Annotated in this window: 21 protein-coding genes; 7 read left to right on the forward strand and 14 right to left on the reverse strand. The window is 69.5% G+C overall.

Going from position 1 to position 25,918, the window contains the following annotated elements:
* Nucleotides 1-25 precede the first annotated feature (25 nt).
* Entirely contained in the window at nt 26-697 is a 672-nt protein-coding gene (locus AC07O8_RS00275) for a dienelactone hydrolase family protein (protein ID WP_495046141.1), read from the forward strand.
* Nucleotides 698-711: 14 nt separating this feature from the next.
* Nucleotides 712-2,205 (forward strand): M28 family peptidase, encoded by a 1,494-nt coding sequence (locus AC07O8_RS00280; protein WP_495046142.1) that lies wholly within the window; start codon nt 712-714, stop codon nt 2,203-2,205.
* Here the strand turns inward: AC07O8_RS00280 and AC07O8_RS00285 are convergent.
* The 8 genes from AC07O8_RS00285 to AC07O8_RS00320 form a co-directional block, all read right to left on the reverse strand.
* On the reverse strand, nt 2,158-2,481 hold the full coding sequence (locus AC07O8_RS00285) for a hypothetical protein (RefSeq protein WP_495046143.1): 324 nt from the start codon (nt 2,479-2,481) through the stop codon (nt 2,158-2,160). The two genes, AC07O8_RS00280 and AC07O8_RS00285, sit on opposite strands and share 48 nt — an antisense overlap.
* Nucleotides 2,478-3,173 carry a helix-turn-helix transcriptional regulator gene (locus AC07O8_RS00290; RefSeq protein ID WP_495046144.1) on the reverse strand — a complete coding sequence of 232 codons (696 nt, stop codon included), beginning with the start codon at nt 3,171-3,173 and terminating at the stop codon, nt 2,478-2,480. Before AC07O8_RS00290 ends, AC07O8_RS00285 begins: the two co-directional genes overlap by 4 nt.
* 67 nt (nt 3,174-3,240) lie before the next feature.
* A complete protein-coding gene (locus AC07O8_RS00295; RefSeq protein WP_495046145.1) occupies nt 3,241-3,918 on the reverse strand; it encodes a YciI family protein in 678 nt (225 codons plus the stop codon).
* A 60-nt stretch (nt 3,919-3,978) separates the two neighbouring features.
* Entirely contained in the window at nt 3,979-4,434 is a 456-nt protein-coding gene (locus AC07O8_RS00300) for a methylglyoxal synthase (RefSeq protein ID WP_495046146.1), read from the reverse strand.
* Between the two features lie 36 nt (nt 4,435-4,470).
* Nucleotides 4,471-5,805 (reverse strand): glycoside hydrolase family 18 protein, encoded by a 1,335-nt coding sequence (locus tag AC07O8_RS00305; RefSeq protein WP_495046147.1) that lies wholly within the window; start codon nt 5,803-5,805, stop codon nt 4,471-4,473.
* A gap of 133 nt (nt 5,806-5,938) precedes the next feature.
* Entirely contained in the window at nt 5,939-6,646 is a 708-nt protein-coding gene (locus tag AC07O8_RS00310) for a hypothetical protein (RefSeq protein WP_495046148.1), read from the reverse strand.
* Between the two features lie 84 nt (nt 6,647-6,730).
* On the reverse strand, nt 6,731-7,504 hold the full coding sequence (locus AC07O8_RS00315; RefSeq protein ID WP_495046149.1) for a zinc metalloprotease: 774 nt from the start codon (nt 7,502-7,504) through the stop codon (nt 6,731-6,733).
* 2 nt (nt 7,505-7,506) lie between these two features.
* Nucleotides 7,507-8,397 carry an EamA family transporter gene (locus AC07O8_RS00320; protein ID WP_495046150.1) on the reverse strand — a complete coding sequence of 297 codons (891 nt, stop codon included), beginning with the start codon at nt 8,395-8,397 and terminating at the stop codon, nt 7,507-7,509.
* A 357-nt stretch (nt 8,398-8,754) separates the two neighbouring features.
* On the opposite strand from AC07O8_RS00320, the gene AC07O8_RS00325 reads away from it, so the two are divergent.
* Both AC07O8_RS00325 and AC07O8_RS00330 read left to right on the forward strand, forming a co-directional pair.
* Nucleotides 8,755-9,030 (forward strand): ABC transporter permease, encoded by a 276-nt coding sequence (locus AC07O8_RS00325; protein ID WP_495046151.1) that lies wholly within the window; start codon nt 8,755-8,757, stop codon nt 9,028-9,030.
* Between the two features lie 4 nt (nt 9,031-9,034).
* Complete coding sequence (locus AC07O8_RS00330) at nt 9,035-9,244, forward strand: hypothetical protein (protein ID WP_495046152.1); 210 nt, start codon at nt 9,035-9,037, stop codon at nt 9,242-9,244.
* 33 nt (nt 9,245-9,277) lie between these two features.
* Here AC07O8_RS00330 and AC07O8_RS00335 read toward each other — a convergent pair whose 3' ends face one another.
* Nucleotides 9,278-9,865 (reverse strand): Lrp/AsnC family transcriptional regulator, encoded by a 588-nt coding sequence (locus AC07O8_RS00335; protein ID WP_495046153.1) that lies wholly within the window; start codon nt 9,863-9,865, stop codon nt 9,278-9,280.
* Between the two features lie 239 nt (nt 9,866-10,104).
* On the opposite strand from AC07O8_RS00335, the gene AC07O8_RS00340 reads away from it, so the two are divergent.
* The 3 genes from AC07O8_RS00340 to AC07O8_RS00350 all read left to right on the forward strand — a co-directional run bounded on the left by AC07O8_RS00340 (nt 10,105) and on the right by AC07O8_RS00350 (nt 15,503).
* The gene (locus AC07O8_RS00340; protein ID WP_495046154.1) at nt 10,105-13,665 is read left to right on the forward strand and encodes an indolepyruvate ferredoxin oxidoreductase family protein; all 3,561 of its coding nucleotides are present in this window, start codon (nt 10,105-10,107) and stop codon (nt 13,663-13,665) included.
* A gap of 181 nt (nt 13,666-13,846) precedes the next feature.
* A complete protein-coding gene (locus tag AC07O8_RS00345; protein ID WP_495046155.1) occupies nt 13,847-14,764 on the forward strand; it encodes a DUF2167 domain-containing protein in 918 nt (305 codons plus the stop codon).
* 4 nt (nt 14,765-14,768) lie between these two features.
* A complete protein-coding gene (locus tag AC07O8_RS00350) occupies nt 14,769-15,503 on the forward strand; it encodes a site-2 protease family protein (protein WP_495046156.1) in 735 nt (244 codons plus the stop codon).
* A gap of 54 nt (nt 15,504-15,557) precedes the next feature.
* On the opposite strand, the gene AC07O8_RS00355 is transcribed toward AC07O8_RS00350, so the two are convergent.
* The 5 genes from AC07O8_RS00355 to AC07O8_RS00375 form a co-directional block, all read right to left on the reverse strand.
* Nucleotides 15,558-16,073 (reverse strand): hypothetical protein, encoded by a 516-nt coding sequence (locus AC07O8_RS00355; protein WP_495046157.1) that lies wholly within the window; start codon nt 16,071-16,073, stop codon nt 15,558-15,560.
* A gap of 96 nt (nt 16,074-16,169) precedes the next feature.
* Nucleotides 16,170-17,840, reverse strand: coding sequence for a CYTH domain-containing protein (locus AC07O8_RS00360; protein ID WP_495046158.1), 1,671 nt, complete (start codon nt 17,838-17,840; stop codon nt 16,170-16,172).
* A gap of 54 nt (nt 17,841-17,894) precedes the next feature.
* The gene (locus AC07O8_RS00365) at nt 17,895-19,721 is read right to left on the reverse strand and encodes an alkaline phosphatase D family protein (RefSeq protein WP_495046159.1); all 1,827 of its coding nucleotides are present in this window, start codon (nt 19,719-19,721) and stop codon (nt 17,895-17,897) included.
* Nucleotides 19,718-23,989 carry an alpha/beta fold hydrolase gene (locus AC07O8_RS00370; RefSeq protein ID WP_495046160.1) on the reverse strand — a complete coding sequence of 1,424 codons (4,272 nt, stop codon included), beginning with the start codon at nt 23,987-23,989 and terminating at the stop codon, nt 19,718-19,720. The genes AC07O8_RS00365 and AC07O8_RS00370 overlap by 4 nt, the downstream gene beginning before the upstream one ends.
* The gene (locus tag AC07O8_RS00375; protein WP_495046161.1) at nt 23,949-25,751 is read right to left on the reverse strand and encodes an ATP-binding response regulator; all 1,803 of its coding nucleotides are present in this window, start codon (nt 25,749-25,751) and stop codon (nt 23,949-23,951) included. Before AC07O8_RS00375 ends, AC07O8_RS00370 begins: the two co-directional genes overlap by 41 nt.
* Nucleotides 25,752-25,918: the final 167 nt, after the last annotated feature.

A 25,918-nucleotide genomic window follows, 5' to 3' on the forward strand; every position in this document is an offset into this window, starting at 1 on the left:
CCTCTTTCGGCACTGGGAGTTCCACATGGGCCAGATGATCGACTTCAACCGCCCCGACGGCGGGACCACCGCCGGCTACCTCGCCAGCGCCGGCGACGGCGCGCCGGGCATGATCCTCATCCAGGAATGGTGGGGGCTCAAACCCCACATCAAGGACATCGCCGAACGCCTGGCCTCCGCCGGCATCACGACGCTGGCCCCCGACCTCTACCGCGGCCGCATCGCCGCCGACGCGGACGAGGCCAGCCACATGATGGACGGCCTGGACTTCGCCGACGCCACGACGCAGGACCTGCAGGGCGCGCTGACGCACCTGCGCGAGCACCTCGGCTGCGGCCAGGTCGGCGTGATGGGCTACTGCATGGGCGGCGCGCTGACCATCCTCGCAGGCGTGAACCTCAAGGACCTGCAGGCGGCGGTCTGCTACTACGGCATCCCGCCGGCTGAATTCGCCGACCCGGCGAAGATCGACGCGCCCTTCCTCGGCCACTTCGCCACGCGCGACGACTGGTGCACGCCGGAGAAGGTCGACGCCCTGGAGGCCCGCATGAAGGCGGGCGGCAAGGCCCCGGTCATCCACCGCTACGTCGCGGACCACGCGTTCTCCAACAAGACCCGCCCCGAGGTCTACGACGAGGCCGCCGCCGAGCTGGCCTGGTCGCGCACCCTGGACTTCCTCAAGCAACACCTTGCCTGACAACGCCTGACCCCATGACCTTCCATCGCCGCCGCCTCCTCCCCACCGCCGCCGCTGTCTGGGCGCTGATCGCTTCCTCCGCCATCGCTCAGACCACGCCGGCCTCGGGGCCGGCATCGGCGACGGCGCGCGCCGCCTCGGAGACCGCGGCGCCGCCGCTGGATCCGCGCGTGGCGCCGATGCTCGTGGACATCTCCGCCGCGCGCATCGAGTCGACCATCCGCAAGCTCGCCGCCTTCGGCACGCGCCACACGGCGTCGGACACGAAGAGCGACACGCGCGGCATCGGCGCCGCACGGCGCTGGATCGAGCGCCAGCTGAAGGACTGCAGCGCGAAGACCGGCGGCCGCTTGCAGGTCACGATGGACGCGTTCATCGAGCCGGCGGGCAACCGCCTCTCCGCGCCGACGGAACTGGTGAACGTCGTGGCCACGCTGCCCGGCGCGTCGGCGGGCACGCCGCGTGAACGCATCCTGGTCGTGAGCGGACATTACGACTCGCGCAACGGCGACGTGATGGACGCCCAGGGCGAGGCGCCCGGCGCCAACGACGACGCCTCCGGCACGGCCGCGGTCATGGAGATGGCCTGCGCGGCGGCGAAGCAGCGCTTCGACGCGACGCTCGTGTTCATGGCCGTTCCCGGCGAGGAACAGGGCCTGCTCGGCGCCCGCCACTGGGCGCGTCGAGCGCGTGCGCAGGGGCTGAACGTCGAAGGCATGATCACCAACGACATCGTCGGCAGCTCGCGTGGCGACAAGGGCGAGCACGACCCGAAGCGGCTGCGCCTGTTCGCCGACGGCTTCGATCCGCTGCTGCGCCTGCTGGTCAACGCGAACGCCAACAGCCCGGCCAACGAGGACGAGGTCAAGACCAACGCGGCGATCCGCGCGCAGCTGCAACCGCTGGCGGTGGCCGGCGGCGGCGAGGAGTTGCCGACGCAGCAGTTCGGTCGTCACCTGAAGGCCGAGGGCGAGCGCTACCTGCCAGACTTCCACATCGACCTGATCCAGCGCCGCGACCGCTACCTGCGTGGCGGCGATCACCTGCCCTTCCTGGAGCGCGGTTACGCCGCGGTGCGATTCACCGAGCCCTTCGAGGACTTCCGCCATCAGCATCAGAACCTGCGCACGGAGAACGGTGTCGTCTACGGCGACCTGCCGGAGTTCGTCGATTTCGGCTACGTGGCCGACGTCGCGCGCGTGAACCTCGCGGGCCTGGCGACGCTGGCGTGGGCGCCGTCGCCGGTCAAGGGCGCGCGCATCGATGCGCGCGAGCTGACCAACGACACGACGCTGCTGTGGACCGCGAACGCCGATCCGGAGCTCGCGGGTTATCGCGTCGTCTGGCGCCGCAGCGAGTCGCAGGCCTGGGAAGGGGCGAAGGATGTCGGCAACGTCACCCTGGTCACGCTGCCGCTGTCCAAGGACAACCTGATCTTCGGCGTGCAGGCGGTTTCCAAGTCAGGCCATGCGAGCCTGGCGAGTTATCCGTTGCCGCTGGCCCGTTGAGAGCGCAGTAGAAGCGCCGTAGAAGCGCCGCTTCAAGCCTTGCGCAAAGCGCGTCGCGCGCAGTCGTGCCGATCCTTCGCCGATGGCGCCATCGATCATGTCTGCAAGTTCTGGCGCTTGGAGCGGATAGATGTCCGCTTCCATGGAGACGATGAAGACGTCTTCGGGCGTTGCCGTTGTGCCAAGAATCGACTGGCTCCCGAGGATCACGAACTCGTACTGATCGGTGATATCGCCGCTGGCTCGGATGATGTGTTCCAGCTCCTGCCGCGTCATGGTGTCTCTCCCGTCTCTTCCGTCGGAGTGCCGACCTCGGAGTCAAGGATGACGCCTTTCCTGAGTTGGTTCACCTGCCTCAAGATGCGTTGTCGCGACGCCTCCGGAAGGATCGTGACCAGAGGAGATGCCTGTCGAAGCTGTTGTGCGCGCCGTGTGGCGCCAAGCGCCTTCCGCCAGGTACCGTCACGCAGGATGTCCTGCCATTCACGCCACAACGTTGCCGAGCGGGAGTCGCCCGAAGACAGCCAGCGCTCGACGGTTGCCTCCGCTTTTTTGACCAAGGCGGGATCTGCCTTGGCCAGCCGCACGGCCTCCTGATGGAGCGCAATGCTCTGCAAGTCCTGGAGGCGATGCTCCGCACTGCTGGCGGAGATCTCCACGCGCACGATCGGCGCGTCTCGCCGCGATCTTGCGGCGGCCGAATCCGCGGGGGGCGTTTGCAGGATGTCACCGGCGAGCAACGCGAGTTCGCCACCGATCCCGAGCACCGACATCACCCGCAGGTAGGTGCCGATGGAGGTTGCCGGATCCCCGGCCTCCACGGCTCGCAGCGTGTTGCGCGTGACGCCGACCCGCTCCGCCATGTCGACGGTGCCGAGGCCTTGCGATTTGCGCAGGCGGCGGAGGCGATCACCCAGTTGCAGCAGCAACTGGCGATCGAGGACATCAGTGGCTTGATGGGCGCTCATCTGGTCAGCATATTAACCAAAACATCGACTTTTGGTTAATTTGCTGATCAGATGATTGAGTCTCAAGTCAGCGCAGCACGCCCTTCCCCAACCACTGCCCCCAGATCTTCATCGTGACGCGCTGATCCCGGAGCCCCGGGTATTCGGCCATCGTCTTGCGCAGCGCCGTCTCGTCGGTGCCGCGCGAGAAGACGACCTCGCCGATCGGGCCGTCCTGCAGCGAGTACCAGGCGCCGATGACGCCCTCGTCGAGCGCTCGTTGGAGGAATACCGGGACCGCATCCCGATCCTTCTCTTCCGCGCGGCTGAACAGCACGATGCGGTTTTCCTCGATGCCATCGGGATCGATGCCGGTGTGGTGCAGCGCCTGGTGCACGGTCGCCGGCTGGGCGTTGACGACCATGTAGCCCTCGCGGATGTACTGGTCGGGCTCGAAGTAGCTCAGCAGGATCTGCCGGTTGGGCGCCTTGGCCACGACGATGCCGCGCTTCTGCTTCAAGGGATCGCGCATCGGTCCGGCCGCGAAGAGCTTCTCGTCGGCGAAGAGCCGCTTGAAGTTCTCGAGGTGCCCGGCCTGCATCGCCGCGACGGCGGCCTTGTCGTCGGGCACCGGCTTGCCGGTCTCGAGGAAGATGAAGAAGTACTGCTCGGCGGCGATCATTGGCGGGCGTGTCTGTGCGCGGGCCGGCAGCGCCGCGAGCGCGGGCATCGCCGCCGCGGTGGCGATCAGGGAACGTCGTTGCATCGGAGTCTCCTTCTGTCGTTCACCGGGTGATCGACGGTCCCCCGGCATCGACGGACGACTCTACTCCCGGCCGCCGCCCGTGCCGAGCACCTGCAGCGAACGCAGCATCAGCCGGCTGCTGGTGACGTTGGTGGCGCAGGCCACGTTGTGGACGTCGCAGGCGCGGACCAGGGCGTTGATGTCGGGTTCATGCGGCTGCGGCGTCATCGGGTCGCGCAGGAACACGACGGCGTCGACCAGCCCGACCGCCAGGCGCGCGCCGATCTGCAGGTCGCCGCCGTGCGGGCCGGACAGCATGCGCTCGACCGTCAGGCCGACCTCCGCCGTCAGGCGCGAGCCGGTCGTGCCGGTCGCCACGAGCTCGCAGCCGCCGAGGAAACCGGCGAACTCGGTGGCGAGCATCACCATCTCGTCCTTCTTGCCGTCGTGGGCGATCAGGGCGATGCGCAGGCGCGCGGGCGCGGCGGGCGGCGTCGCGGAGCCTGGAAAGGAAGCGGGAGCGGTGGAGGCAGTCATGGCCGTGATCGTAGGCCTGCAGAAGCCGTGCGCGAGTTACCGGCGCGGTTCTTTCTGCGTCGCCAGCGGCACGTTGCCGACGCCGCGGTTCATCGCGTTGAGCAGGTCGCCGTTGTCCTGGCTCAGCTCCCAGGCGAAGACGCCGGCGAGGCCCTGGTCGCGCACGAACCGGCCCTTGGCGAGCACGGCGCGCGGATCGTCGTAGCCCATCCAGAGCTTCTGCTTCGGATTGAACAGCGACCAGGACTGCGTCACCGGGTCCCAGACGGACTGGTAGCCCGCGCGGCCGTTGCCCTTCGCGTCGAGGATGCGGCCGGCCATCTCGCGGTAGCCCTGGGCGCCCTCGCCGCCGGGATAGGCGCCGGTCTTCGCCGCGCCGGCCTTGGCCTCGCTCACGCCGGTGAAGCCCCGACCGTACATCGCGACCCCCGCGACCAGCTTCGAGCGCGGCACGCCCGCCGTCTCCAGGTTGCGGACCGCGCGCTCCAGGCTGTCGTCCGCCTGCAGCGACGACGCGCGCAGCGTCGTGTGATGACCCGCCACCGGCGACCACATGCCGTAGAAGTCGTAGGTCATCATGAAGACCAGATCCAGCGGCTTGGACGCGTCCTTGAAGTTGATCTTGCCGACGATTGAATCCATCGGGTTCACGGCCGTCGTCAGCAGGTAGGGGCGGCCCGTCTCCGCCGTCAGCGCGTCCAGCGCCTGGCGCAGGTCGGCCATCAGCGCCGCATAGGACTGGCCGTCCTGCGGGCTGCCCAGTTGCACGCCATTGGCCGCGCCGTTGTTGCCGGGATGCTCCCAGTCGATGTCGATGCCGTCGAAGGCCGGATGGTCGCGCAGGAACTGCTGCGCCGAGGCCGCGAACACCGCGCGCTTCGACGGATCGCCGACCAGGTGGAAGATCGGATCCGACCCGCCCCAGCCGCCCACCGACGCGACGATCTTCAGGTGCGGGGCGCGCTGCTTGTAGCGTTGGAATGCGTCATTGAAACGCGTGTCGATCGGCCCGGTGCCGATCTCGAATTCCTTCTTGCCGACGCACTTGGCGGCGTCCTTCTCCAACTGGCCGGGACCGCACAGGCGCAGGAAGGCGTAGAGCACGTGGGTCAGGTTTTGCGGCGGCACGCGCTCGATCAGCTCCACCGGCTCCCAGTTGGGCACGTAGATGCCGACGATCTTCCCGCCGGTGCGTTCGAACTCGACCGGCTTCGCGCCGAAGAGCGGGTAGCCCGGTGCATCCGAGTTCTTGTCGGCCTTCCCCTCGGAGGCCGGCGTTGCGGCGATGGCGGCCGAGGCGGCGATCGCGCCGAGCGCGGCGATCGCAGCGGTCAACGGGGTCGGGATGCGGGACAGAACGCGAACGGACATGCGGGGCCTCCAATGGACGCCGCAGCTTAGCGGATCAGGTCGAAAAACAACACCAGTCAAATACCAATTCAACCAATGCAGTGACTTCGGAGAAACCTTTATGGAGCCACTTCGCTGGGTGGCGCCCCTTCGATCAAGGCGCCACGTCGACGCGAAGTTGCAGCTCGCGCAGCTTCTGCACTTCCGCGTCCCGCGTGCTGTAGGTGTTGCGGCTGGCGCTTGTGGCCACGCTGCCCGTTCGCGCGATCGTGACCCAGATCCCGAGCGGCGCCTGCACAGTGCTGAGGACGTCGGTGCTCGGACGCTGCTGACCGTCGGGCAGCGAAGTGCCGTAGGCGCCGCCCTGCGGCATCTGCGCCTGGTCCGAGGCCCGGACTTCGACATCCACCGGGCTGCGTCCGCCCGGCCACTTCGGCCGGACGACGATGCCCCGCACCCGCTCCGCCATGCCCTGGCGCGGCACGACGACCACGCGGTCGCGCTCGCCCCGCTGGCGGTCGAGCGCAACATCGACCCATTGGATCGGCGTCGACTCGGTCATCGTGAACGAGGCCTGCGCGCCGTTGAGCACCAGCAGGCGCGGGAACAGTTGCTGGCGTTGCTCGCGGTTCTCGGTGGAGAGCGACACGCCGCCGCGCGCCGACACGGAGCCGCCCGTGCTCACGACCGTGCTGCCGTCGCGGATGCCGGCGACCGTGGCGCCGCTGAGCTCGGACTCGACCCAGCGCATCTCGACCTGCAGGTTCTGCTTCGGGCCTTGCGCGCGGACCGGCGTCATCAGGGAGGCGCCGACGCCGAGCGCGGCGGCGGCAAGAACGACGAGGCGGCGATTCGAGTTCATCGCATCAGCATACGCCGCGAGGACGACGCTTGTTCCATGCGTGCCTGCCCATCGCCCTCCCCCGCGTCGCCTCTTGGACGGCGGCTACTTGTTCAGCGCTCTGCAGCGGTCGATGTCGCAGGCGGTCGGCAGCATCGAGCGGTACTCGACGACGCTGCCCCAGCTCTTCGGATCGCGCAGCGCGCAGCGCTCGCCCTTGCCGTTGTCGTAGTAGGACATCGTGTCGACGCAGCGCTTGGAATGCGCCATCAGGCCGAAGAAGTGACCCATCTCATGCGAGAGCACCATCTGCAGCGTCTGGTCCGCGGGGTGCTTCGGGTTGCGCTCGCGCAGCAGCGCGAACAGGCCGGGGCCGATCGACAGGCTGCGCGCCGTCACGTTGGCCAGCGCGAACTGGCCGCGGCTGCCGACGTCGCTCCAGAGGATCTGGATGGCGTCCTCGGGCGGCACCTGGCCGCTCGGCACGGCGATGACGGCGAGCTTCAGTCCGCAGGCGGTCCAGGCCTCGGTGGAGCGCTTCACCAGCGCCATCACCTGCGGTTCGCTGAACCAGGGCGGCGCGTTGTCGTGGCGATAGGCGAAACGCAAGGCGCGCGTCGCGATCGCGCGATCGCGACCGTCGCCCCAGGTCTGCACCTCGCCGGGCAGGCATTGGGCGATCTCCTGGTCGCGCACCGAGGGCATCGTCGTGGGCGTCTTGCCCTTGTTCGGCGGGACGAGCTGGGCGCTCACGCCCGGCGACATGAACACACCGAAAAGCGCCATGGCCACGGCGGCCAGGACGCAGGCAAGCCTGCGGTGCGCGCTCGTGCCGAGGCTGGCGCGCATGCCCGATCCCAGGTGCCTGCTGATCCTCATGCTCAGGCCTTCGCGGTCCGCAGCACGCCGCGCAGGTGCGGCCACAGCAGGTTGATCGCGAGCCCGCTGATGACCAGCGCCGCGGCGATCAGCTTCCACGGCGGCAGGCCTTCGCCGAGCAGCAGCGCGGAGCAGCTCATGCCGAACACCGGCACGAGCAGCGCCATCGGGACGATGGTCGCGGCGGGATGGCGCGACAACAGGAAGCTCCACGCGCCGTAGCCGAAGAGCGTGTTGCCCACCGACTGCCAGAGCACCGCGCCCCACGCGCCGATGCTGGCGTTCTGGATCGCCTCACCGATCTGCACGGGACCTTCAACGATGAAGGAGAGGACGAACAGTGCTGGCGCGGCGAAGGCGCTGCTCCAGACGACATAGGCCAGCATGTTCACGGCGCCGGCGCGCTTGCCGACGATGTTGCCGCTGGACCAGCAGAGCGCGGCGAGCAGCACCATCCCCAGGCCCAGCACGGTGGTCGTGCCGTCGGTGTGCGACGCGATGACGCCGATGCCGGCTGCGGCCGTGATCAAGGCGAGCCACTGGAAGCCCTGGACGCGTTCGCCGCTCATCTTCATGGCGAGCAGCAGCGTGAAGAACACCTGCGTCTGGATGACGAGCGAGGCGAGCCCCGGGGAGATCTGCGAGCGCATCGCCAGGTAGAGCAGCGCGAACTGGCCGACGCCGACGAAGGCGCCGTAGGCGGCGAGGTTGCGCCAGCCGACCTTCGGCCGCGGCAGCAGCAGCATCGCGGGCAGCGCGGCGAAGGTGAACCGCAGCGCTGCGAACAGCAGCGGCGGGAACGCGTTCAGGCCCCAGCGGATCACGACGAAGTTGCTTCCCCAGATGGCGACCACGGACAGCGCGAGCAGGAAATGTCGGAGCGGTAGCGTCATGGCGGCCGGGGAGCGAGGAGGATCGTCGACTATGCCAGCGGGGCTCTCCGTCGAGCCGGCACAGGGCTCGGCAGTGCGACCGGTACAGCTTTCCATCCTCGACGTGGTATCGCCGCACCATCACGTCCGACCTTTCATGACCGCCAGCTCAATTTAGCTTACTCGCTTTTGTTATTTCCAGCGCAAGGCAATATCCAAATTGACCAATTCAGCTCACCCATTTCCATGATCGACTTTTCCCCTATTTCTTGACCGGCACGCGGCCGTTAGCGTCGTCAGCGCGGCATGCATGAAAAGGTGCCGTCGCCGTGACCGCCACATGAGCGGCATGAAAATCAACGTCAATGAGGAAACGTCATGTCTACGATGGAAATCAACTACGGAGAAATTCGAGAGCTGACTGAGGAGGAAATCGATATGGTGAGCGGTGGCTGGAATTGGGATGGTGCGCGGGCGGGTGGTTGGAACGGGGCCCTGCAAGGAGGGATCGTCGGAGGGATCTCGACAGCATTCACCGGCGGCGGCGTCGCTTTTGGCATCGGCGTGGGCGCCGTCGCGGGAGGTATTGGTGGCTTTGTCGTGGGCGGCCTGTCGCAGAGTTCCTCGTCGTACACGTGCATGCGTGAGGAGTGAATCCGTGAATCAGCCGAAGGAATCGCCTAATGCCCGCCGTTGGGCATGGCTCCGGTTATTCATTCCCGTGATGGCGGCCGGCCATCCGCTGGTGTACCGCATTTCCACGGAAGCATGGCCGCAGCCGCTGCACTGGGCTCTTTTCGTATTCCTGATTTCCGGCGTGGCCGGGCTGATCGTGACATTGCTGAATCGCTCAGATAAGCACAGGTGACGCGCATGCGGCCGGCGACATATCGTCGGCCGCTCACCCCTTCGGCTTCAGATGCCCCAGCGGCAGCGCCCCGCCCGCCTTCACTTCCCCGAGCGAGAAGCTCGTGTGGATGTCCTTCACGTTCGGCAGGTTCAGCAGCGTGTCGATCGAGAACCGGCTGAACGCGTCCAGGTCGGTGGCCATCACCTCCAGCTCGAAAGTCCCCGCGCCGCTGATGTAGTGGCAGGCGATCACCTCCGGCAATTGCCGGATCGCTTCCTCCAGCTGCTTGGTCGCCGCGCCGTTGTTGCGGTCCGCGTCCACGCGAACGAACGCCAGCACCCCCAGGCCGAGGCGGCGCCGGTCGATCTCGGCGCGGTAGCCGGTGATGAAGCCCTGCTCCTCCAGCCACCGCACGCGGCGCCAAGTGGGCGCCGGCGACAGGCCGATGCGCGTCGCCAACTCCGCGTTGGACAGGCGCGCCTCGCGCTGCAGCTCCCCGAGGATCGCCACGTGATAACGGTCGAGTTCGCCGCTTGCCGGTGCTCCGGATCCGACCGCCTCCTCACTGCGATCGGCGCTGCGATCAGCGCCCCGGTCCGTCCCCTCGTCGCCGCCCGCGGAACCCGCCGTCGCCCTCATGGTTTTCCCTGATGCACCGTTTTTCGATGCCATTCGAATCCCTTTCGTCATTCCCGGAAAGATTCTTGCTCAAACAGCCGCCACCGGCGCAGAACTAGCAAACACTCGCCGGGCATTGTTTCCTACACTGTTCTCTGCGTTTTCCGCGCGCCGCCATACTTGGCGCGACGGCAGCCAAGGCACACGGCCTCGCCACAAGCGGGGACCGGAAGTCAGCCACCCATCAGGAGACTCCCCGCATGAACGCCCCCTTGCCCGAACACATCCTGCGCGCCCTCGAGAAGGTCACGCTGGATGACAAGTACGCACTCGACGAGGGCCGCGCCTTCATGAGCGGCGTCCAGGCGCTGGTCCGCCTGCCGATGCTGCAACGCACCCGCGACGCCATCGCCGGCCTCAACACCGCCGGCTTCATCTCGGGCTACCGCGGGTCCCCGCTGGGCGGCTACGACCAGGCCCTGATGGCCGCGAAGAAGCACCTCGCCAAGCAGCACATCGTCTTCCAGCCCGGCGTCAACGAGGAACTGGGCGCCACCGCCGTCTGGGGCACCCAGCAGCTCGCGCTCTTCCCCGAGAAGGCGAAGTTCGACGGCGTCTTCGGCATGTGGTACGGCAAGGGCCCCGGCGTGGACCGCTCCATCGACGTGTTCAAGCACGCCAACATGGCCGGCACGTCCAAGCACGGCGGCGTGATCGCCATCGCCGCGGACGACCACATCGCCAAGAGCTCCACCGCCGCCCACCAGAGCGACCACGTCTTCAAGGCCGTCGGCTTCCCGGTGTTCTTCCCGAGCAGCGTCCAGGAGATCCTGGACATGGGCCTGCACGCCTTCGCGATGAGCCGCTTCTCCGGCCTGTGGTCGGGCATGAAGACGATCCAGGAGATCGTCGAATCCTCCAGCAGCGTCAGCGTCGATCCCGACCGCGTCGAGATCCTGATGCCCGAGGATTTCCAGATGCCCCCGGGCGGCCTGCACATCCGCTGGCCCGACCCGCCGCTGGACCAGGAAGCGCGGATGATGGACCACAAGTGGTATGCCGCCCTCGCCTATGTCCGCGCCAACAAGCTCAACCACAACGTCGTCGCCACGCCGCATGACCGCATCGGCCTGATCGCGTCGGGCAAGGCCTGGAACGACACCCGCCAGGCGCTGCACGACCTGGGCCTGGACGACGACAGCTGCCGCCGCCTGGGCATCCGGCTGCACAAGGTCAACGTCGTGTGGCCGCTGGAAGCGACCATCACCCGCGACTTCGCCACCGGGCTGCAGGAGATCCTCGTCATCGAGGAGAAGCGCCAGATGATCGAGTACCAGCTCAAGGAAGAGCTGTACAACTGGCGTCCCGACGTCCGCCCGAACGTGCTCGGCAAGTTCGACGAGACCGACGGCGACCGCAGCGGCGGCGAGTGGAGCCACCCGAACCCGAGCAGCAACTGGCTGCTGCGCCCGCAGGCCGACCTGACGCCGGCGATCATCGCGCGCGCCATCGCCAAGCGGCTGAAGAAGCTGGGCGTCGACGCCGACACCGCCGCGCGCCTGGACGCCCGCATGGCGCTGATCGACGCCAAGGAGCAGTCGCTCAAGAGCGAGGAGAAGACCGCCGGCGGCGCCGACCGCACGCCGTGGTTCTGCTCCGGCTGCCCGCACAACACCAGCACGCGCGTGCCGGACGGCTCGCGCGCCGTCGGCGGCATCGGCTGCCACTACATGGTCACCTGGATGCCGGGCCGCAACACCGCGACCTTCACCCAGATGGGCGGCGAGGGCGTGCCCTGGGTGGGCCAGGCGCCGTTCACCGACGAGAAGCACATCTTCAGCAACCTCGGCGACGGCACCTACTTCCACAGCGGCATCCTGGCGATCCGCCAGTCCATCGCCGCGGGCGTGAACATCACCTACAAGGTGCTCTACAACGACGCGGTGGCGATGACCGGCGGCCAGCAGGTCGGCGAGCGGCCCGAGGGCCACAGCGTCACGCAGATCATGAACAGCCTGGTCAGCGAAGGCGTGGCCAAGCTGATCATCGTCACCGACGAGCCGGAGAAGTACGACGGCAAGCCGCTGGCGCCCGGCGTCACGGTCCACCACCGCGACGAGCTCGACGAGCTGCAGCGCCAGTTCCGCGAGATCCCCGGCACCACGGTCATCATCTACGACCAGACCTGCGCGACCGAGAAGCGCCGCCGCCGCAAGCGCGGCAAGCTGGTCGACCCGGCCAAGCGCACCGTCATCAACGAGCTGGTCTGCGAAGGCTGCGGCGACTGCTCGGTGCAGTCGAACTGCCTGTCGGTCGAGCCGCTGGAGACCGAGTTCGGCCGCAAGCGCCAGATCAACCAGAACACCTGCAACAAGGACTTTTCCTGCGTGAAGGGCTTCTGCCCGAGCTTCGTCACGATCGAAGGCGGTGAGCTCAAGAAGCCCAAGAAGGACAAGCGCGTCAGCCCGTTCGACGCATCGCTGCCGGTCATCCCGCAACCGACGATCCCGAACGCGGTCGAGGCCTGGGGCATCGTCGTGGCCGGCGTGGGCGGCACCGGCGTGATCACGATCGGCCAGTTGCTCGGCATGGCCGCGCATCTGGAAGGCAAGGGCGTGATCACGCAGGATGCGGCCGGTCTCGCGCAAAAGGGCGGCGCGACCTGGAGCCACATCCAGATCGCCAACACGCCCGACGCGATCCACTGCACCAAGGTCGGCACCGCGGAGGCCGACCTGGTCATCGCCTGCGATTCCATCGTCGCCGCCAACAAGACGACGCTGGCCGTGATGCGCGAAGGCCGCAGCTTCGTGGCGCTGAACACGCACGGCTCGCCGACCGCGACGCTGGTCAACGACGCCAACTGGTCCTTCCCCGGCGCCGCCTGCGAGGCCGCCGTGCAGAAGGCCGTGGGCGCCTCGCACCTGGGCATGTTCGACGCGGAAGAGGTCGCGGTGAAGCTGCTGGGCGACTCGCTGTACACCAACCCGCTGATGCTGGGCTACGCGTGGCAGAAGGGCCGCGTGCCGCTGAGCCACGCCGCGCTGATGCGCGCCATCGAGCTCAACGGCGTGCAGGTCGACAACAACAAGGCCGCGTTCGAATGGGGCCGTCGCTGCGCGCAGGACCTGGCCGCGGTGCAGTCGCTGTTCGCCGCGCAGCAGGTCATCAACTTCGTCAAGCGCCAGGGCGTCGACGAGCTGATCACCAAGCGCGTCGAGTTCCTGACCGACTACCAGAACGCCGCCTACGCCGAGCAGTACCGCGCCTTCGTCGAGAAGGTCCGCCAGGCGGAAGCGCCGGTGGGCGGCACGCGCCTGACTGAGGCCGTGGCCCGCTATCTGTTCAAGCTGATGGCCTACAAGGACGAGTACGAGGTCGCCCGCCTGCACACCGACACGAAGTTCCTCGACAAGATCAAGGGCCAGTTCGAAGGCGACTTCAAGGTCGTGCATCACCTGGCGCCGCCGATGCTCGCCAAGAAGGACGGCCAAGGTCATCTGCAGAAGCGCGCCTTCGGCGCGTGGGTGCGGCCGGCGATGGGCGTGCTGGCCAGGATGAAGGGCCTGCGCGGCACCGCCTTCGATCCGTTCGGCTACACCGAGGAACGCAGGACGGAACGCCAACTGATCAACGACTACCGCGCGACCATCGACGCCATCCTGGCCAAGGGCCTCACGACGGAGCGTCTGTCGACGGCCGTCGAACTGGCCCGCATTCCGGAAGACATCCGCGGCTACGGCCACGTGAAGGAGCGCCACCTGAAGGCGGCGCGCCTCAAGTGGGACCAGTTGCAGAAGCAGTGGCAAGAAGTGGCGTGACCTGCCACGGCCGCTGCTGACATACAGCCCCCTCGCGGGGCTGTATGTCTTTGGTCACTGCGCTGGCTTTTTGATGCCCCCGGATGGGGGAAGTGCGGATTTCCCGACGGTCCCCATCGATAGACTCGCACCCTTCGGCCCGAAGAGGCCGGGTTCGATACACCGTTTCGAGGGAATCTCCATGACCACCACCCCCTTCGCCCGCTCGTTGCGGGTCCTCGCCGGCGCACTGTTCGGCGCGATGTTCATCGCCGCGGCGCCGGTCTGGGCGCAGTCCGGCGAGAACGAGTTCGCCAAGGTCCTGACGGCCGCGCAGAACGACATCGTGAAGGGGCCGCAGGACGTGAAGCTGTCCAGCCAGGCCGTGCTGCACCTGCCCGACGGCAAGCTCTACGTGCCGCAGCCGCATGCGGCCAAGCTGATGCGCGCGATGGGCAACCCCGGCGACTACAGCGACCTGGAAGGCGTGGTGTTCCCGCGCGGCGACGCCGACTGGTTCGCGACGCTGCGTTTCGAGAAGTCGGGCTACATCAAGGACGACGACGCCAAGCACTGGGACGCCGCCGACATGCTGAAGAGCTTCAAGGAAGGCACCGAGGCCAGCAACGACGAGCGCAAGAAGATGGGCGGCCGCGCGCTGGAGATCACCGGCTGGGCGCAGGAGCCGGCCTACGCGGCGGACTCGCACCGCCTGGTCTGGGCGATGAAATCGCGCGAGGTCGGCGCGCCGGCGAACGAGCCGCAGGGCGTCAACTACAACACCTACGCGCTGGGCCGCGAGGGCTACATGAGCCTGAACCTGGTCACCGGCCTGGATGACCTGCCGAAGTACAAGGGCGACGCGCAGCAGCTGCTGGGCGCGCTGGAGTTCAACGACGGCAAGCGCTACGCCGACTTCAACGGCAGCACCGACAAGGTCGCCGAGTACGGCCTGGCCGCGCTGGTGCTGGGCGTCGGCGCGAAGAAGCTGGGCCTGCTGGCGGTGATCGGCGCGTTCGTCCTGAAGTTCGCCAAGATCATCCTGCTGGCGGTCGTCGGTTTCGGCGGCGCGATCATGAAGCTCTTCGGCCGCAAGAAGAGCGAGTCCGCGGAGTCCTGAGCCGATGACCAAGCTCCTGTTCCTGCTGTTCTCCGGCGTCAAGCTGAGCAAGCTGCTGCTCAGCGGGGGCACGATGCTGCTGTCGGTGCTGCTGTACGCTTGGGTCTACGGCTGGCGCTACGCGGTGGGGTTCATCGCGCTGCTGTTCGTGCACGAGATGGGCCACTACCTGGCCGCGCGCCAGAAGGGCCTGAACGTCGGCCTGCCGACCTTCATCCCCTTCGTCGGCGCCTGGATCGAGCTCAAGGAGATGCCGCACGACGCGCAGACGGAGGCCTACGTCGGCCTGGGCGGGCCGCTGCTGGGCACCGTCGGCGCCACCGTCTGCTACCTGCTGGCGCGCAGCTGGAACCTGGACTGGCTGCTGGCGGTGTCCTACGCCGGCTTCTTCCTGAACCTGTTCAACCTGATCCCGATGTCGCCGTTCGACGGCGGTCGGATCACGGCGGTGCTGTCGCCGCGGATCTGGTTCGCGGGCGTGCCGGTGCTGGTCGCGCTGTTCGTCTACCGGCCCAGCCCGATGCTGCTGCTGATCGCGCTGCTGGCCGCGCCCCAGCTGATGAAGGCCTGGAAGTACCGCGCCGACAGCGAGGAGGCGATGACCTACTACGCCGTGCCCACCCGGGTGAAATGGGAGTACGCCGCGTACTACATCGGCCTGGCGGCCTTCCTCGCGGTGATGACGCACGACGTCCACGAGATGCTGGGCGCGGCGCGCCATCTCGGCGGCGACGTCTGAGGTCGCCACGCCGCCGCGTCACCAGGACGCCGGGACGCCAGGACGCCAGGACGCTCAGTCCGACGCCTCGGGCGCCCGGTAGAACATCGCGCTCGGCGTCTTGCCGCCCTGCCCGCTCGCCCAGCGGAAGTGCGGGTAGGCGGCCTGGTTGTCCACGACGATCATCTCGTCCTGGTTGACGCACCGGACGACCAGGAAGACGTGGTCCTCGCCGTGATGTCGCTCCTCGCGACAGGTGCTGCCGATGTCGCCGGCCTGCTGCGCGCCCGGCGGCACCTCCCGCCATCCGCGCGCCAGCAGCATCGCCGGCACGTCGATCGCCCAGTAGCGTTCGTGGACCTCGAATCCGGCCGCCCGCATGAGCAAGGTCAAGGTGATCGCGCACCCGTCGGCGGGATAGATCTCGCCGCCGGGATCCACAAGTCTTCGGGCGGCGAGCGCCTGGACGGCGCACAGCTGGTCGGGATCGACCGCCATCGCCAGCAACGCGGGGATCCGGTCGCGATCCGGGACCTCGTCGTCGGGGCGTGGGGGGAGTTCGGTGAACGGCAGGGAATGGAACTGCGTCATGTCGGCCTCGAAGTGACTGGAATGAGTGAACGCCTCCCGACGCCTCGGCATGAGGCGGGGGTGCGCTCCTCAGTGAAGTCAGTCGGGTGAAGCGCTTCAGTCCGGCTTGGCGCGTCTCGCCGGCTTGACCTGCTTCCCGGCACCGCCCGCGCCAGCGCCCTTGATCGCCTTCGAGGCCTTGGTCGCCTTGACGGCTTTCACCGCCTTCACCGCCTTTATGGCCTTTATGGCCTTTATGGCCTTTACGGCCTTGGCGGCTTTTTCCAGCGCCTGCTGCTGACGCGGCCTCAGCCATCCCAGCGAGAAGCCCGCCTGGGCCGCGGCCGGCACGTCGCCGTGCGCCATGGCCAGCGCCAGTTGCTCGCGCGCCTGGGACAGGCCGACCTCGAGGTCGTTCAACGCCCCCAGGCGCTGCGCGGCCTCGTGGACGCGCGCCAGTTGACGGGCCCGCGACTCGATCTCCTTCTTGGACAGGCGACCGCCGTCGTTCCCGCCGGGCACGGCGAAGGTCAGCTCCAGCGCGAGCCGCAGGCGTCTCAGGCGTCGTCTCAGGTGATGGCGTCCCTCGGTGTCAAGGCGGTCGAACCGCTTGACCTGCTTGTCCGTGCCGGCACGCCAGCGCGCGATGTGCGCGTGGACGAGGGCCAGGCCTTGCTCGTCCTCGGGCGCGTGGTCGGGCGCAGGGCGCGCGAGCCAGCCGATGATCGCGAGCATCCAGCCCTGGACCTCCGGCCCGAGCAGCAGGCCGGCGACGTCGATGGGCGGCGCGAGGGGCAACTCGGAGGCCGCGGACGGACGCTCGGCGCGCCAGGCGGCGAGCATCGCGACGCGCCAGGCGGCTTCGGCCTGGGCATCCACGTCGCGCGCGGCGGTGAGCCGTCGCGACAGTTGTCCGGCACCGTCGGCCAACGCGTGCAGCGCCAGGTCGTCGTCCGATGCGAGCAGCCGCAGGCCGGCGCGCAGGCGCCGCAGGCCGACGCGCAGCTGATGCAGGTGTTCGGGCCGATGACGTCCGCTCGCGATCTGCGAGGCATTGCCCACGATCGGTTCCAGGCACTCGCGCAACAGCAGGTGGAGCGCGTCATCGCGGGTCATGTCGCCGGTCCAGTGGATCGCGCGCGAGCCGGCGACCGGCGCGCAGTCGAGGCCGCGCGCGAGCAGGTCGCCGCGCAGCGCCTTCGTGCGCAGTTCCAGCGACAGCCCGAAGCGTTCGATGGCCCACTGCCGCGCGGTTTCGAGCACGGCGCGCGCTTCGCCGCTCTTCAATTCGATCTCGAGTTCGGCGACCGGCGTGCTGCGCAGCGCGTCGCCCTCCCCGGCGAGCAGCGCGCCGTGATCGAGCGCGAGTTCGACCGTGCCATGCGGCGTCCGCAGCGGACGCGTGAGACGGGTGATGTCGGTGCGGAACAGCGCCTGCAGCGCGCCTTCGGGCAGTTGCTCAAGCAAGGCCTGAAGCGCCTGCCCGGCGGGATGGTCGGCGTGACGGGCGACATCGAGCTGGGGGATGTCCGCCCCCAGTGGCACGTTGTGCTCGAGGCGCGTCATGCCGTCGGGCGCGGCGCCCTTGAGCGTCTGCACCCAGACGTCGCCCTCGCGGCGCAGCCGCAGCGCGAAGCCGGCGTGCGCGAGGTCGCGCTCGAGCGTATCGAAGTAGGAGGCCTGCAGGCGTTCCTCGGTTGCGACGGACTTGCCGGTCCCTGCGACCCAGCGGCGCACGGCGGACCATTGCGATTCGGGGATCTGGAAACGCAGTTCGATTTCGGTCATCCGGCAGTGTCGCATGTGAGGGATGACAGGCATCGGGCAGCGGAGCTTGGTGCCTCACACCTCGAGATTTCCAGACGACAACACCCCATCCGGCGCATCCGAAATTTGACCGGCTCGGTCAAACCAGAGTTCGACCTCGCCGCCTTTGGCGCGCAGCACGGCGAAGCCGTCGCCGGGGTGGTCGGACCACGCGCTGACCACGCAGCGCAGGCGCCGACCGTCCGGGCCGTCGAACTCGAAGGCATCGGGCGCGGCCAGCTCCTCGGCAGCCGTGATCGCGAACGGCCACGGCGCATACAGCGCCGAGCTGTGGACCGAGTGAACCCGCACCGGCGCGCGGTCGCCGCCGTCGACCGCGGAGATCTCCGCGCTCACCCAGCCCGAGCGGTGCTCGTCGCCCGACAAGAACACCAGCCCCGACGCGCGATGCCGCCATACCGCCCCCAGCAGCTCGTGCAGGCTGTGCGGATAGCCGTCCCAGGCATCGGAGCGCAGGCAGCTCGCCGCATGCTCCACCGTCGTGCGACGACGCGGCAGCGGCAGCGAACCGCTCAGCACGAACTTCGGCCGATCCCCGCCGCGCGACAACCACCCGCCGAAGGCATCGCGTTGCGCGGTCGACCACAGGCGCGCGCTCGACCAGTTCGCGACGCGTCGCGCCTCGCGCTCGCAACGCGCGTCGGCGATGAAGAAGGCCGCGCCGCGCCAGTCGAAGTCGTGCCACAGCAGTTCAGGCCCGCCCACGCGCGCACCGGCCTCCCAGCGGTGATGCCAGGCCGCCTGGCGCGCGACATCGAACCACGGGCCCTTGCCCCCGTGACTGGCACCGGGGCTGGGCTCCCAGTTGTCGACGATCTCGTGATCGTCGATCGCGTGGACGATGCGCGCCACCGTCGGCGGCAACAGACGCGCCGGGCCGGCCTTGAAGTCCCCGTAGCCGCGCGCATAACGCTCGATGCCGCTGCGCGAGTCGGCCAGCCCGCCGCTTGCATCCGCGTAGATCTGGTCGCCGGCGAACAGCACCAGCGAGCACGTCCGTCCGCGCGCCGTCGATCGCGTGAAGGCGTGCAGACGCGCCAACGACGCCAGACCCGGCCCCGCTTGCGAGGCGTCGAGCTCCCAACCCGGACTCGCATCGAGCAGACCCGGCGGGTACTGGCACGCCGCCAGCGCGAAGCACACGCCCTCGCCCTCGCCCTCGCCCTCGCCCTCGCCCTCGCGTTCGGACTCGGAGTCAGGCTCGGACTCCTTCGGCGACGGCACGAAGCCATGCGCCCAGCGACAGGGCGGCAGATCGAGGAGCTGCTCGAGCGCGCCCTCGACCTGCGCGCGCAGCTCGTCATCGCCGAGCTCATGCATCACGCCGCGATGCGCGCCCTCCATCGCGAGCGCGCGCGGCTCAAGATAGAGCGCCACCAGCAGCAGGCCGTGGACGTCGATCGCACGGTCGTCGTCGCCTTCGACGTCGGCCTCGACGCCGGCCGCGTCATTCATGTAGACCGCCGCACCAGGTAGTGCGTCGGGTAGTGCATCGGGTAATGGGACGAGTGGTGCGACGGGTGGTGCGCCGGGCCCCGGCCGAAACGCCTCCACCGCCTGCGACATGCGCCACGGCGCGCCCGGCTGCCCCACGCCGGGCGGCACGAACGGCTCGATCCGCCAGGGCTGCGGCAACGGCTCATAGGCCCATCCGCCGCGCCACCGCATCGGCACCCACAGCAGCCAGTGCGGCCAGCCCCGCTCAGGCCGCAGCGCCGTCAGCAGCGGCACGCGGCCATGCTCCGGCGCCGCGCATTCGACGCGATGGCCGGGCGCCTCCGCGCCGATCAGCAGCCCGTCGGCCGCCGTGCCGAGACGGGTCGCGCGCAGGAACCCGCTCACGGCGGCGACTCCTCGGCCAGGAAGGCAAGCACGTGCGGGAACACCTGCGTCGCGACGTGGCGTCCGATCAGACAGTCCTGATGCCCGTGGCCCGCGATCACCCGGTACCGATAACGTCCCGGCGCGGCCTGGTCGTAGTAGGCCTTCAGCAACTCGGCGCTGTCGGCGCTGCACAGGCCGTTGTCCTCGCCGTGCAGCGACAGCACCGGGAACGACATCAGCAGCGCCAGGCTCTTCGCGAGGCTGTCCAGGTAGACGCTGGCCCCCTGCCAGTCGGTGATCTCGTGGCAGCGCGCGAAGTGGATCGCCTGCGCGACCGTGTCCAGGTTGAGCGGACCGAAGTGGTCGTCGATGAAATCGAACACGGCGCGGTCGACGTTGCCGATCGCGAAGTCGCGTCCGTACAGCAGGTCCATGCGATGCCGCGTCGCCGTCCAGGGGGTGCGTCGCATCCGCCATGGCGGCCAGGGCGGCGGGTTCTCCAGGTCGAACTCCGCCTCCGGATACGGCAGGCTGGCGAGCAGCCGGTCGAGCAGGTGATCGAACAGCGTGAGCGTGCCCTCCGGCCGGAATGCGTAGTCCCCCAGCGGCAGGTACGGCCGCAGGTACTGCATCAGCACGCCGCGCAGGCTGTTGGTCGGCGACATCACCATCAGCGGCGTGACCTGCGAGATGACCAGCTTCGAGATCCTGTCCTTCAAGGCGGCGCGCAACGGGAAGCAGCGTTCCCAGGACTGCTCGCGCGGCTCCAGCAGCGCCATGTGCAGCATCACCGACCCCATGCAATGCGCGAGGATGTTCAGCCGCTCCCGGCCGGTCTCGCGCAGCACCCGGTCGACGGCGAGCGGGATGTCGTTGAACGCGGCTTCCTCGAAGGTCCACGGCAGCCGGGCCGTCGGCAGGCCGGCGCTGGTGCGCAGGTCCAGCACCCAGACGTCGTGGCCCGCGTCCCACAGCAGCTTGGCCGGACCGGGACGCACGGCGTGATGCGCGAACGTGGTGCCGCTGGCGCTGTAGCCATGGATCATCAGCACGGGGTCCCCGCCCGGCCGGGCGTAGTGCGTGAGCCGGATCAGCACCGGGCGCTCGTCGTCCTCCCGCGGCGGGCGGTCGAGGTCCTGGCGCTGCGCGCCCGCGTCGCCCCAGCGCCCGGCGGCCATCTCCATCACCACGGGATCCGGCAGGCCGGGCACCGCGCCCGGCAGGCGCGAGATGCGCCGCGGCGGCGCCTCGTCGGGCTTGCGGAAGGTCCAGGCATGCAGCCCGATCGTCATTCGCGCGACATAGGCCATCAGGGCGCCGATGTCGCGCGCCGCCGAGGGGATGTCGCGCGCCTGCCGGAGGCGCAGCAGCGGCACCCGCTCGCGGGCGAGGTGATGCATGTCCAGCGTCAGCACGATCTCCCGCGCCCCTGGCGGCGGCGCCATGCCGGCGACGGGCGACAGCGTCATGCGGCTCAGCTGCGTCCACGGGTTGCCGCGTCGCGTGTAGCTGATCCGCTTGGCCCCGACCAATGGCTGGTCGCGCAACGCGGCCGCCCATTCGGGCAGATCCGCGGTCCGGTCGACGCGCACCTGGTAGCGCATCACCCGCGCCTCCCCCGCGTGTCCGGCGAGGTGCCAGGCGTTGACGGCGCGCGCGCGCAGGCCCGCCCGTGCCGCGCTCGGCGCCCTCGGCGGCGATCGGCGTCCGGCCCAGTCGATCAGGCCCTGCCAGGCATCGCGCACGCCGCGATTGATCGCCCACGCCCACAACCCGCGCGCGTGCCGTCGCAACGAACCCGACGCTTCACGCTGGAACAGCGTGAGCTCCCCGTCCGCCAGCGGCGCGGTGAAGAGCGCGTGCTCGTCGCCGCGTTCCTCGTGCGCCCAGAGGCGGCCGTCGCCGGGCTTCGCGCCGACGATGTCGAAGCAGCCGGGCCGGCGCTCGCGCGTCTCGAAAACGCGCAGCCGACTCCCCGGCGCCACGATCAGCCGCCGCTCGGGGCCAGGTCTCAACAGGTCCGTCAACGCCTTCGGCTGGTAGACGACGCAGAGCTCCAGGTACTTCACCGGCGAGCCCGGCGCGCCGGACCAGCGCACGAAACCGCCGAGGCGCTCGCGCACCTCGATCACCGTCGCGTCGCCACCGGTTTCAGCGGCGCCGCCCGTGCTACCAGTGCCGCCCGCGCTACCAGTGCCACCCGTGCCACCAGTGCTGCTATTGCTGCCGCTGCCACGAGTGCTGCCCGCACTCCCCGTGCCGACCGTCGATGAATGCGACGGTGCCTGCCGTCCCTGCCCGGGCAACGGGCGGAAGACGGGCCGCGCCGGTTCCCGGCGCACGGCGACGGGCGACGGCGCGCCCAGTCGCCAGAGGAGGACCAGCTGATCCAGCGCCCGCTGCGCCAGCGCGCTGATCGTCAGCGCCGGATTGATCGCGAGCGATCCGGGCACGATGGCGCCGTCCATCACGACCAGGCCGTCATGCACCGCCTCGCCGTCGCCGGAGAACACCCGTCCGATCGCATCGACCACCCCGTCGGTGCCTCGGTCGCCCATCGCGCAGCCGCCGAGCGGATGCACGCTGAGCATTGGCCCACGCGCGTCGTTCGTGAGGAAGGCCATCTCCGGCGGCAGCAGCTGCCACAGCGGGTTGCGCAACAGCCGCGCGCCCTGGGCGCGCAGGCGCCGTTCGAGCGCCTCGTGCCGGCGCGCGATCGCCGGCTCATCGCGCAGCCCGGGCCAGTCGACCTGCAATCCGCCGGGTTCCTCGAATCCCTCGCGCCGGACCAGGCGCCCGGTGCCGCTGTCCCGCCCGACGATCGCCAGCGGCAACTGCCGCTCGGTCACCGAGGGGCGGACGGCGAAGGGGTCGTCGAAGTCGGCGCGCTCCTCGTGCGGTCCGGGGTTGGCGCGCGCCAGCGCGTCCAGCGTCGCCGCCAGCGCGAAGCCCTCCTCGAAGATCGGACGCAGCGCGCCGGGAACCGCGAGGTCCTCGACGACATGATCCGGGCCGGCCCGCCACACGCCGGTGATCGTCGGACCGACCTGCCGCGCCGCGGGGGCCTGGTCCTCGTCGGCGACCGCGTGGACGACGCGCGGCCATTCGTGGCCGACCGCGAGCACATCCCCGTTGGCCGAGAACGCCTGCCCGAGCATGCGCGACAGCGGCAGGCCGCGGTCCCGCGAACGCATCAGGATCTCCGTCGATCCCAGGGTGCCGGCCGCCAGGATCACGCGACGCGCGAGCACCTCGAACGGCTCCCCCTGGCGCTGGCGCAACAGCTCGTCGGTGTGCTGCAGCGTGACGCGCCAGCCGACGCCCGGTGCGGCGGCGAGCGCCTCGACACTCGCGCCGCAGACGAGTTCGGCCCCTTGCCGCCAGGCCTGCAGCAGCAGGCCGGTGTCCAGCGACTGCTTGGCCTCGTGGTTGCAGCCGGTCGCGCAGTCTCCGCAGGCGATGCACGCGTGGTGCGACCACCCGGCCGCGCCGCGCGGACGGCCGTCCATCGCCACCTGGATCCGGGCCGCACGCGTATCCGACGGGCCGAGCGCCTTCAACGCATCGAGGCGGCGCGTCTGGAAGCCGGCGTGGGCGCGCAGCCGCTCGACGGTGTTGTCGCCCTCGCCCTCGCCCTCGCCCTCGTTGTCGCGGACGCCGAGCAGCCGCTCGGCGCGCTCGAACCACGGCGTCATGTCCTCGCCCAGGAAGGCCTGCGGCCAACCGGGCTCGCGGAACACCGACGGGTCGGGCCGCTCCATCACGCCCGCGTTGATCAGCGAGCCCCCGCCCAGACCGTTGGCGAGCGCGACACAGACATCCGACCCCAGGCGCAGATCGAAGAGCCCCTCGCGACGCCCCATCGGCGCGTCCGCGCCCGGAGGCGCGAGCCTCACGTGGCCCGGCAGGTCCGCGAAACGGTTGGGGAAAGCGCCGGGCAGGTACTCGCGGCCGCGTTCGAGCACAACCACGTTCAGGCGCCGGCCGTCCTCGGCGCGCCGGCCGGCGAGGGCGTGCGCCGCCGCGGCGCCGCCATAACCGCTGCCGACGATCAGCACATCGACGACCGCCGGGCCGGGCTCGGGCAGCACCAGCCGCTCGGCCATCCAGTCCTCGAGCGGCCGCGACAGCCAGCGGGTGCCCAACGGTCTCGGAGGCGGCGCATCGGTGCCGTGGGTCGGCACGTCGGTCGGCGCGTCGGACCTGGCATCGGATGCGGTGTCGGACACCGTGCCGGACACCGTGTCAGACCGGACTCTCGGCGCCTCCTCGAACGGGCGAGACATCGGGACCCTCCCTTCGATATTCGGCGAGCGCGGCCTGCATCGCGCTGATGAGCAGGTCTTCGGTGACCGGCTTGTGCAGCAGCGTGAGTCCCGCCTCGTGGGCTTCCCGCAACCGCTCGGGCGCAGTGTCGCCGCTCACGATCAAGGCGGGCAGTCCCGGGAACGCGCTTCGCAGCGAGCGCACCGCGCTGATGCCGTCCTCGCCGCCGCGCAGCCGGAAATCGGTCAGCAGCAGGTCGGGCTGCTGGCCCATGCTCTTGAGCAGGCCCTCGCGCGTGCTGCCGGCCAGCAGCACCTGGCAGCCGTGCGCGCTCAGCAGCGCATGCATGGCGACCCGCACCGGCTCCTCGTCGTCGATCACCAACACCCGCATCGGCGGCAGCGCCGGACCTTGCGTCGGCGTCGAGCCCGGCCGCACCAGCGCGATGTCGGCGGCGCTCACGTTCAGCATGAAGCTCGAGCCCTGCCCCGGCGTCGAGCGCAACGCCAGGTGCAGGTCCAGCAGGTCCACCAGCCGCGTCACGATCGACAGGCCCAGCCCCAGGCCCTTGGCGCGGTCGCGCTCCGGATTCCCGACCTGGTAGAACTCGTCGAAGATGCGCTGCTGCTCGTGCTCCGGGATGCCCATGCCGGTGTCGCGCACCGACAGCCGCCAGACCTCCTCGTCCTGGCCGCGGTTGACCTCGATGGCGACCTCGCCGCGCGCCGTGTACTTGAGCGCGTTGTCGATCAGGTTGCGCACCACGCGCTCCAGCAGCACCGGGTCGCTCTCGACGCAGGCCTCCGGCGGGCAGTCCAGCCGCAGCAGCAGGTGCTTGCGCAGCGCGGCCGGCTGGAACTCGCGCTGCAGCCGGCCCAGCCAGGGCTGCAAGGCGAAGACCTGGTTGTTCACCGGCACGACGTTGGCGTCGAGCTTGGAGATGTCCAGCAGCGCGTCCATCTGCGAGGACAGCGAATGCAGCGCCAGGTTCATCTGCGTGACGATGACCCGGCCCTCGTCGTCGAGCGGGCGCTTGTCCAGCGCCGCGCCGAACAGCGACAGCGTGTGCATCGGCTGGCGCAGGTCGTGGCTCGCCGAGGCGAGGAAGCGCGTCTTCGCCGCCATCGCGGATTCCGCCTGCGACAGCGCCTGGCGCAGCTGCTGGTTGCTCTTGTTCTGCTGCAGCCGGATCAGCACGGATTCGGCGAACACGCGGTAGGTGTCGCGTGCCAGGCCGGTCAGGATCAGGCCGAAGAAGATGATCAGCGCCGACAGCACCCAGTCCAGCCAGCGCTGCTCCGCGCCGGGCTCGTGGAACAGGCCCCACGACAGCGCGGTGGCCAGGGTCACCGGCCAGAGGAAGACCTGGAACACGACGCGGTGCCCGGCGGTCGTCGCGACCGCGCCGGCGCACAGGCCCAGCAGCACGATGGTCTGCACCATCCGCTGGAAGTCGCTCAGGTGCGGCGCCGCGACCAGCGAGGCGCTGAAGGCCAGCCCGTTGGCCAGGCTCAGCCACACGGCCCAGTCCATGCGCTGCTCGAGCGGGCGGTGCTGCATCTCCGGCAGGCGGCCCAGCACGGCCCAGCGCGCCGCCAGCACCGCGTACACGACGGCCAGCCATCCGTAGGCCAGCCAGGGCGACATCACGCTGGCCGCCATCACCGCCATCATCAGTGCGGCGATGCTCACAGGGTAGGGGACGCGACGGCCCTGCCTGCCGATCAGGCGCAGCAGTTCGAGCTCGACGCTCGCCTGCTCGGCGCTGCGCTCACCCGCCATGACCGGAGGAGACAGCGCCTGGCCGCTGCCGCGAAGGGAACTGCATGGGTTGTGTAAAGCTTGTTCTGGGCGGGCAATATATCTTGCCGATTCCCTTCACGCCCAAGCGTTCGCGATGCGCCACGCAGATAAAACTATGCCGACCACCGCCACCCTTGCGGGCTTTG

Source organism: Roseateles sp. GW821-FHT09G09 (assembly GCF_059415965.1).

Coding starts and splice junctions, on each gene's coding strand:
- AC07O8_RS00275 (WP_495046141.1), top strand. CDS start 26: ATGGGCCAGATGATCGACTTCAACCGCCCCGACGGCGGGACCACCGCC.
- AC07O8_RS00280 (WP_495046142.1), top strand. CDS start 712: ATGACCTTCCATCGCCGCCGCCTCCTCCCCACCGCCGCCGCTGTCTGG.
- AC07O8_RS00285 (WP_495046143.1), bottom strand. CDS start 2,481: ATGACGCGGCAGGAGCTGGAACACATCATCCGAGCCAGCGGCGATATC.
- AC07O8_RS00290 (WP_495046144.1), bottom strand. CDS start 3,173: ATGAGCGCCCATCAAGCCACTGATGTCCTCGATCGCCAGTTGCTGCTG.
- AC07O8_RS00295 (WP_495046145.1), bottom strand. CDS start 3,918: ATGCAACGACGTTCCCTGATCGCCACCGCGGCGGCGATGCCCGCGCTC.
- AC07O8_RS00300 (WP_495046146.1), bottom strand. CDS start 4,434: ATGACTGCCTCCACCGCTCCCGCTTCCTTTCCAGGCTCCGCGACGCCG.
- AC07O8_RS00305 (WP_495046147.1), bottom strand. CDS start 5,805: ATGTCCGTTCGCGTTCTGTCCCGCATCCCGACCCCGTTGACCGCTGCG.
- AC07O8_RS00310 (WP_495046148.1), bottom strand. CDS start 6,646: ATGAACTCGAATCGCCGCCTCGTCGTTCTTGCCGCCGCCGCGCTCGGC.
- AC07O8_RS00315 (WP_495046149.1), bottom strand. CDS start 7,504: ATGAGGATCAGCAGGCACCTGGGATCGGGCATGCGCGCCAGCCTCGGC.
- AC07O8_RS00320 (WP_495046150.1), bottom strand. CDS start 8,397: ATGACGCTACCGCTCCGACATTTCCTGCTCGCGCTGTCCGTGGTCGCC.
- AC07O8_RS00325 (WP_495046151.1), top strand. CDS start 8,755: ATGTCTACGATGGAAATCAACTACGGAGAAATTCGAGAGCTGACTGAG.
- AC07O8_RS00335 (WP_495046153.1), bottom strand. CDS start 9,865: ATGAGGGCGACGGCGGGTTCCGCGGGCGGCGACGAGGGGACGGACCGG.
- AC07O8_RS00340 (WP_495046154.1), top strand. CDS start 10,105: ATGAACGCCCCCTTGCCCGAACACATCCTGCGCGCCCTCGAGAAGGTC.
- AC07O8_RS00345 (WP_495046155.1), top strand. CDS start 13,847: ATGACCACCACCCCCTTCGCCCGCTCGTTGCGGGTCCTCGCCGGCGCA.
- AC07O8_RS00350 (WP_495046156.1), top strand. CDS start 14,769: ATGACCAAGCTCCTGTTCCTGCTGTTCTCCGGCGTCAAGCTGAGCAAG.
- AC07O8_RS00355 (WP_495046157.1), bottom strand. CDS start 16,073: ATGACGCAGTTCCATTCCCTGCCGTTCACCGAACTCCCCCCACGCCCC.
- AC07O8_RS00360 (WP_495046158.1), bottom strand. CDS start 17,840: ATGACCGAAATCGAACTGCGTTTCCAGATCCCCGAATCGCAATGGTCC.
- AC07O8_RS00370 (WP_495046160.1), bottom strand. CDS start 23,989: ATGTCTCGCCCGTTCGAGGAGGCGCCGAGAGTCCGGTCTGACACGGTG.
- AC07O8_RS00375 (WP_495046161.1), bottom strand. CDS start 25,751: ATGGCGGGTGAGCGCAGCGCCGAGCAGGCGAGCGTCGAGCTCGAACTG.